The following is a 6,572-nucleotide window of genomic DNA, read 5'->3' on the forward strand; positions in this document are numbered from 1 at the left end:
ACCCCAAATGGTTCAAGCCGCACCTCAAATCGAAATTCGCCCCATTCCCGCCGGTTTTATTTAGATAAATTTCAAAAAAGTATTCCAGCACCAGCCGGATGTTCTATAATTGTAAGAATATTAGAAAGAGGATGTGGGGCAGATGGAGGAATTTGACTGGGTCGGCAGTGAGGAGCATTTTGTCGATCAGCCGGATCTTTGGAAGATGCGAAAGATGACAGTCGGGCGGTTCGGCGGCAATTCGGCAGCGGGTCAGACGAAGAACGAAGATGCCTGCCTGGCGTGGGAAAACGCGGAAGAGGACTGGGAATTTGCGATGATCATGGATGCCCACGACACGGCGGAAAGCGCTGAAGTCGTCATGGAGCAGGTTCTCGCGCATCAGGAGGAAATCAAAGGATTTCTCAAGATGGACGTCAGTTTTGAATTTTTCCAGAGCCTCGAGGCGTTGCTGCTGCGAATTTTCCGGCAAAAGGATTTCCTTGCGACGTGCCGCGAAATTCAAGGAGAAACGGCCTGTTTGATTGCCATCCGGAAAGGCAAGCACCTGTATTGGTTTTCCGTCGGCGATTGCCTGCTGTATCTGTTTCACCCTGAACTCGCGGCAATGGGCCAATACCAATTAAACCAGCGACACTTCTATGAATGGATCGGACGCAACAACAGTTTTGACCAGCCGGTGCCGAGTTTCAGCAGCGGCTTGCGCGAATTGAGGCAAGGCGCCAATCAGATCCTGCTGGCAACGGATGGCCTGACGGAATGTCCGGGTGAGCCTTATTCGGAGGCGGTGGATATTTACCGGGAATTCGAAGGGGGCAATGAAGAAACAGGTCTCCTGAATCTGTTGGCCACGGTGCAGGAGAAGGGTGTGCGCGACAGTGTCACGGTCATTTCCTGGACAGTTGAGATTGCTGAACGGCCTTTGTATGCCAGCAATCAGCAGACTGTAACGAAAGAGGATAGTTGGCATGCTGAGTGAAGCGGCAGCAGGTAAACCAGATCCGCAACTTAAAGAAACCATGGTTTCCGCAATGGCGGCAGAAAAAGTTGAAGAGGAATATGCTCAATATTTAACAAACTCTTCTCGCTTTCTCTACTTATTTAAAGAAGAAGCATTTATCGGCATCGAAATGAAAACAGGTTCCCGCTGTGAAATTCGGCATATCGCCGTAGCTCACAGCGGTAGGAAAAGAGGCGTCGGCGTCCGGATGATCGAAGAAGTCATTAAACTTCATGCCATCAAAGAAATTTTCGCGGAAACAGATGAAGACGCAGTCGGCTTTTATCGGAATATCGGCTTCCACGTAAAAAGCCTGGGCGAAAAATACCCAGGCCGCGAACGATTTTATTGTGTGAAAACTTTGCCTTCCAAATGACGTGTGCAATTATAAAGCGGACATTGCCAGGCACCCTCGATATTTTTCAGGATGGTGATGGATGTATTATCAAGCAGTGTTTTCTTGAATTGCTCCGGCAGCAGCGACCGGAGCGTCAGCCCGATGAGTCCACCGTGGCTCACGACAAGCACCCGTTTGCCGGGATAATCTTTCACTATGTCCTGCAAAGCTGCGGATGCGCGCTCCGCGACATCTTCCCGTGTTTCCATCCCAAGGTCGAGCGAGCGCCAGTCTGCGCCCCATTTCACAATGCGTTCTTCTTCGGTGGTGCCTTCAATTTGGCCCCCATTCATCTCGCGCAGCCGCGCATCAAAACGGCTGATGGGAAGTCCGAGTTTCGAACCGATAATTTCCGCTGTTTCCTTGGCGCGTTCGAGGTCACTCGCGATGATAAGGTCCCATTCTTCTTCAGCCGCCAGCCGCTCGGACAGCGCAATTGCCTGCTCCCTGCCGGTTTTATTCAACGGGATATTGCTGCTGCCCTGTGCGATGGCGAGCACATTCCATTCGGTGATTCCGTGTCTGACGAGACCGATTGTGGTCATCCAGTTCAACTCCTTTGCTGATAATTCCATTCTCAGAATAACCTAAAAACGCCCTCTTTCCCACCGCCAAACGGCAGAAGAAAGAGGGCGTTTCCTGTTAACATTCTTTTTTTCAGCAATAAAATCAAAAATCAAAATCATCCGGGTCTGCGCCGATGCGGCGGTTTTCATTCAGTGCGGAAATGCGTTCCATGTCGTCGTCGGTCAGTTCGAAATCGAAAATCTGCGAATTTTGGATAATGCGGAATTCTGTTTTGGATTTCGGAATAGTGACGACGCCGTTCTGAAGATCCCAGCGCAAAATGACCTGCGCCGGCGTTTTTTCCGTTTTCATCGCAATTTCTTCGATGACGGGATGGTTAAGAATTTCACCTTTCATCAGCGGTGACCAGGCTTCAAGCTGGATGCCGCGCGCTTTGCAGAATTCATGGAGTTCGTTCTGCGTGAGCATCGGATGGTATTCGACCTGATTTACCATCGGCACGATTTCGGCGTCCGCCAGTAAATCCTCCAGGTGGTGAATATTGAAATTGCAGACGCCGATCGCTTTCACTCGCCCATCTTTGTAAAGTTTCTCGAGCGCGCGCCAGGCGTCTTTATATTTTCCTTTTACTGGCCAGTGGATCATATACAGGTCGAGATAGTCGAGGCCCAGTTTTTCCAGGCTCGTTTCAAAAGCGGCAAGCGCCGAGTCGTAGCCGAGATCCGAATTCCAGACTTTTGATGTGATGAACAGATTTTCACGGGGCAAGCCGGTTTCCCTGAGTGCTTCGTAGACTCCTTGCCCGACGCCGGTTTCATTGCCATAGAGAGCGGCAGTGTCGATGCTCCGGTAGCCGTTGGCGATTGCTGTGCGGATACAATTGGCCGTCTCAGCGCCGTCCTTGATCCCGGAAGTGCCGAGACCGAACCACGGCATCTCGACGCCATTATGCAGAACAGTTGCAGAACTTAAATTTTCCATTGGACGATGACCTCCAAATCGTAAATTTTCGTCTTACACTATACCCGCTGCCCCAATAAAGAAACGGTCTCACGCTTTCGCTTTTGCAGCAGCGCGTTTCTGTTCCGTCTTGTCGATGACAGTCGTGCCCACAAGATCGCCTGTCACATTCAGCATCGTTGCGCCCATGCCGACCAGTGCGTCAATTGCAGTCAGCAGCGCGACGGCTTCCATCGGCAGGCCGAGCTGCACGAAAACGGTGGCGATCATGACGATGCCTGCTCCCGGCACTCCCGCGGTTCCGATCGACGCCAGTGTACCGACCAGCACCACCATCAGCATATCCGGCAGCGACAGCGGATTTCCTGTCAGGTTGGCGGCAAACACGGCGGACACCGCTATGCGGATGGCCGCTCCGTCCATATTGACCGTCGCACCGAGCGGCAGGCTGAAACCGTAGAGGCTTTTCGACAAGCCGAGTCCACGTGCAGCATTCAGTGTCAGCGGCAGGGTGCCGGAGCTGCTTTGCGTGACAAATGCCGTCAGCATCGGTGTCCGCGCATGGCGGAAGAAAAACCCGGGCTTAACTTTGAATAAAATCAGCAGCAGTGTATAAAGGACAATCTGCACCGCAATGGCGGCGTACAGCACAAGAACCATTTCGCCAAGTTCCATGAGCGTATTGAGTCCCTGGTTGCCGACAACTTCCGCCATGATGGCGAAAACGCCGATCGGCACGAATTGAAGGATCACCTTCAAAATAATGATGGTTGCTTCATTCAGCCCATTGACGGTCTTGTAAAGATTTTCACCAAGATCGCCCAATTCAGCAGAGCCGCGCATATAGGCGATCGCCAAACCGAACGCGAAAGCCGTAAAAATGATGCCGAGCAGATTCAGTTCCGTAAAGGCAGTGAAAATATTCGACGGCACAATATTCAGCAGCACATTTATGACACCTGGGTTTTCCGGAGTATCAAAGGTCGCATCCGGCGGCAGCGACATGCCGGTGCCGGGCTGGAAAAGGCTTGCCACGGCCAGGCCGACGGTGATGGCAAACGCGGAACTCAGAACATAATAGAGGAATACTTTTCCGCCCATCCGTCCAAGGTCGTTCAGGCGGCTTTGGTTGACGCCGACCATCAAAGTGAAAAGGATCAGCGGGATGATCAGGAACGTCAAGAGGCTGAGCAGCAGATCCCCAAGCGGCGCCAGTACCGCAGCATCTTCCCCGAAAATCAGCCCCACCGCCACACCGAGAACAAGGGCGATGGTGATTTTAACAATTAAAGATGTATCTAAATAAGTTCTCCATAAGGCTTTCATAAGTGGCCTCCTTAAAATTATTGCCAAATAACTTAATTCGTATGAAATTACTTGGGATTATCCATTACGATAGAGCAAGAGCAAAGGGCTGTCAAAAGCCTTGCCTGAATTTGCAATTGTCAGCAAAAATTTATCCTATACACTCATAGTGCCCGATGTTATCCTAATGAAAACCAAATGCGAAGAAGAGAAGAGTAAGCAAGTCCCGTTTTTTACAAGAGACCCCCGGCAGCTGAAAAAGGGGAAAGACGGATTGCCGAACCAAAACTCTGAGCAGCACGCCGGAACCGCTAAAGGGGGTGGCGTGACAGGAGCTCCTGTTACCGGGCAAAAGTATAAACAGGCGCTGTCTGCCTGCCGTACTTAATGAGATCGGCATGGCGACATGGCGATAAACTGGAGTGGCACCGCGAATCGACACCGCCTCCAAGACAAAGAGTCTTGGAGGCGGTTTTTATTATGAAAAATTTTCACCATTGGAAAAATCCACTGATTTTATTGGCGGCCATCGGCATTTCGAATATTGGAGCTTGGATTTACCTGATTGCCCTTAACCTGAGTGTGCTGTCGATGTCGAACGGCTCTGCGATGGCAGTAGCCGGGCTGTATATGACGGTGCCGCTCGCTGCTTTGTTCACGAATTTCTGGTCCGGCAGCCTCATTGATCGGCTGAACAAACGCAAGCTGCTGATCATACTCGATTTGTCCCGAGCGGTGCTGGTGATGTTATTGCCTCATTTCGATTCATTAGCGCTTATTTACGCAGCGGTATTTGTGCTGGGCATTGCGAAATCGATGTTTACACCGGCGTCGATGGCTTACGTGACGCTGCTGTTGAAACCGTCGCAGCGCCAGCGCTTCAACGCTTTTCGAAGCCTGGCTGATTCCGGGGCTTTTCTCATCGGCCCTGCTGTCGGTGGAATCCTGCTCGCCTTCGGAAGTGCAGATTTTGCCCTGTATACCAACGCAGCAGCTTTGTTCGCTGCAGCGATCCTGACCGCGATTCTGCCAAATCTCGATGGCAATAAAACAGCTGATGTCGGCGAAACCTTAAACTTAAAGCTAATTCAGAAAGACTGGATCGAAGTACTGGGTTTCAGCCGGAAAAACACGTATGTTGCGGCAATCTATTTAACTTTCAGTGCATTTCTGGTGCTCGCCACCGCTTTGGATTCTCTCGAAGCTTCGTTTTCGATTCTGGTGCTCGGCCTCAGCGAACAGCATTACGGTTTACTCGTCAGCATTGCGGGCGCTGGGATTGGCGCCGGTGCGCTTGTGGCATCGATTCTCGGAAACCGGCTGAAAGTGCCATTTTTACTTGGCGGTGGAACTGTGGCAGTATCAGCGGGCTATCTTATCTATTCTTTTTCAGCTGATTTCACCGGAGCGGCCACCGGCTTTTTTGTCCTGGCTTTCGCGCTCGCTTTCGCCAACACCGGCTTCCAGACCTTTTACCAGGAGAACGTTCCAGTCGCCATGATGGGCCGAATTGCCAGCATTTACGGGCTGGCAGAAGCCGTTTTCGTCATCCTGCTGACAGCAAGCTTCGGCTTGGCTGCCGAAGTTATCACGATTCGACCTGTAATTGTGGCCGGTTCATTGATGATGCTGGCAGTCGGTGCTGTCTTGGTGGTGTATGTGCATACTGCAAGAGACCGATTGGAATGGAAATCGGTTTAATTGGCGTATAATTTCAGTATAAGAAGGGGGGATTCGCATGGCTGGGCCAGCATATTATCTCGGAGTGGACATCGGGACCACTTCGACAAAAGCCGTCCTGTTCAATAAAACAGGGGGAATTTTGGCTTCGGAGGCAATTTTTTATCCGTTGCATACACCAACTCCTCTAACGGCGGAACAGGATCCGGAAGTGATATTTCGCGCCGTTCTCGTCACTGTCCGCGAGACAATGCGCAAAAGCGCCATCGATCCGGCGTCGCTGAAGCTGGTGTCTTTCAGCTCGGCGATGCACAGCCTGATCGCTGTCGGAGCGGAAGGTGAGCTGTTGAGCCGAATCATAACCTGGGCGGATTCGCGCGCAGCGAAACAGGCAGTGCGCATTCAGGAAGAATAGTAGGAAACCGAAATTATAACTGATAAAAAGCAAAACTGAAGGAATAAAAACGATAAATAGTAAAAAACGAATAAACAAAGAGAGGATATTTTTCGTGCAACGGAAAATATTCAAAGTTTGTGAGGGAACCTCCGCGGGAGCGGGGGTTCTTTCAAATTAAGGGGTTGGGAGAAGAGGGTGAGCGGATTTTCAGCTGGAAATATTTTCTTTAATCTTCACAGTAAGCTGAATTTCAGGCGCATTTTCAGCAGTATAGAAATTCTCATAGATTTGCGGGCGATTAAAAT

At 50.8% G+C, this 6,572-nt stretch carries 7 protein-coding genes; 4 read left to right on the forward strand and 3 right to left on the reverse strand.

The window, feature by feature from the left end; genetic code table 11:
* Window positions 1-142 precede the first annotated feature (142 nt).
* Both KW93_RS15100 and KW93_RS15105 read left to right on the forward strand, forming a co-directional pair.
* Window positions 143-979 carry a protein phosphatase 2C domain-containing protein gene (locus tag KW93_RS15100; RefSeq protein WP_081987038.1) on the forward strand — a complete coding sequence of 279 codons (837 nt, stop codon included), beginning with the start codon at window positions 143-145 and terminating at the stop codon, window positions 977-979.
* Window positions 969-1,376, forward strand: coding sequence for a GNAT family N-acetyltransferase (locus KW93_RS15105; RefSeq protein ID WP_033543876.1), 408 nt, complete (start codon window positions 969-971; stop codon window positions 1,374-1,376). The genes KW93_RS15100 and KW93_RS15105 overlap by 11 nt, the downstream gene beginning before the upstream one ends.
* On the opposite strand, the gene KW93_RS15110 is transcribed toward KW93_RS15105, so the two are convergent.
* The 3 genes from KW93_RS15110 to KW93_RS15120 form a co-directional block, all read right to left on the reverse strand.
* A complete protein-coding gene (locus KW93_RS15110; RefSeq protein WP_033543877.1) occupies window positions 1,346-1,942 on the reverse strand; it encodes a histidine phosphatase family protein in 597 nt (198 codons plus the stop codon). The genes KW93_RS15105 and KW93_RS15110 overlap by 31 nt on opposite strands.
* A 124-nt stretch (window positions 1,943-2,066) precedes the next feature.
* Window positions 2,067-2,906: an aldo/keto reductase gene (locus tag KW93_RS15115; protein WP_033543878.1), complete on the reverse strand. Its 840-nt coding sequence runs from the start codon at window positions 2,904-2,906 to the stop codon at window positions 2,067-2,069.
* Between the two features lie 69 nt (window positions 2,907-2,975).
* Complete coding sequence (locus tag KW93_RS15120; protein ID WP_033543879.1) at window positions 2,976-4,211, reverse strand: dicarboxylate/amino acid:cation symporter; 1,236 nt, start codon at window positions 4,209-4,211, stop codon at window positions 2,976-2,978.
* A 456-nt stretch (window positions 4,212-4,667) separates the two neighbouring features.
* Here KW93_RS15120 and KW93_RS15130 point away from each other — a divergent pair, with 456 nt between their 5' ends.
* Window positions 4,668-5,891, forward strand: coding sequence for an MFS transporter (locus KW93_RS15130; protein ID WP_442956627.1), 1,224 nt, complete (start codon window positions 4,668-4,670; stop codon window positions 5,889-5,891).
* A 37-nt stretch (window positions 5,892-5,928) separates the two neighbouring features.
* Complete coding sequence (locus KW93_RS15135; protein ID WP_033543882.1) at window positions 5,929-6,285, forward strand: FGGY family carbohydrate kinase; 357 nt, start codon at window positions 5,929-5,931, stop codon at window positions 6,283-6,285.
* The last annotated feature ends 287 nt before the right edge of the window (window positions 6,286-6,572 follow it).

Source organism: Planococcus sp. CAU13, from assembly GCF_000775575.1.
In the GTDB taxonomy this organism is placed as follows: Bacteria; Bacillota; Bacilli; order Bacillales_A; family Planococcaceae; genus Planococcus.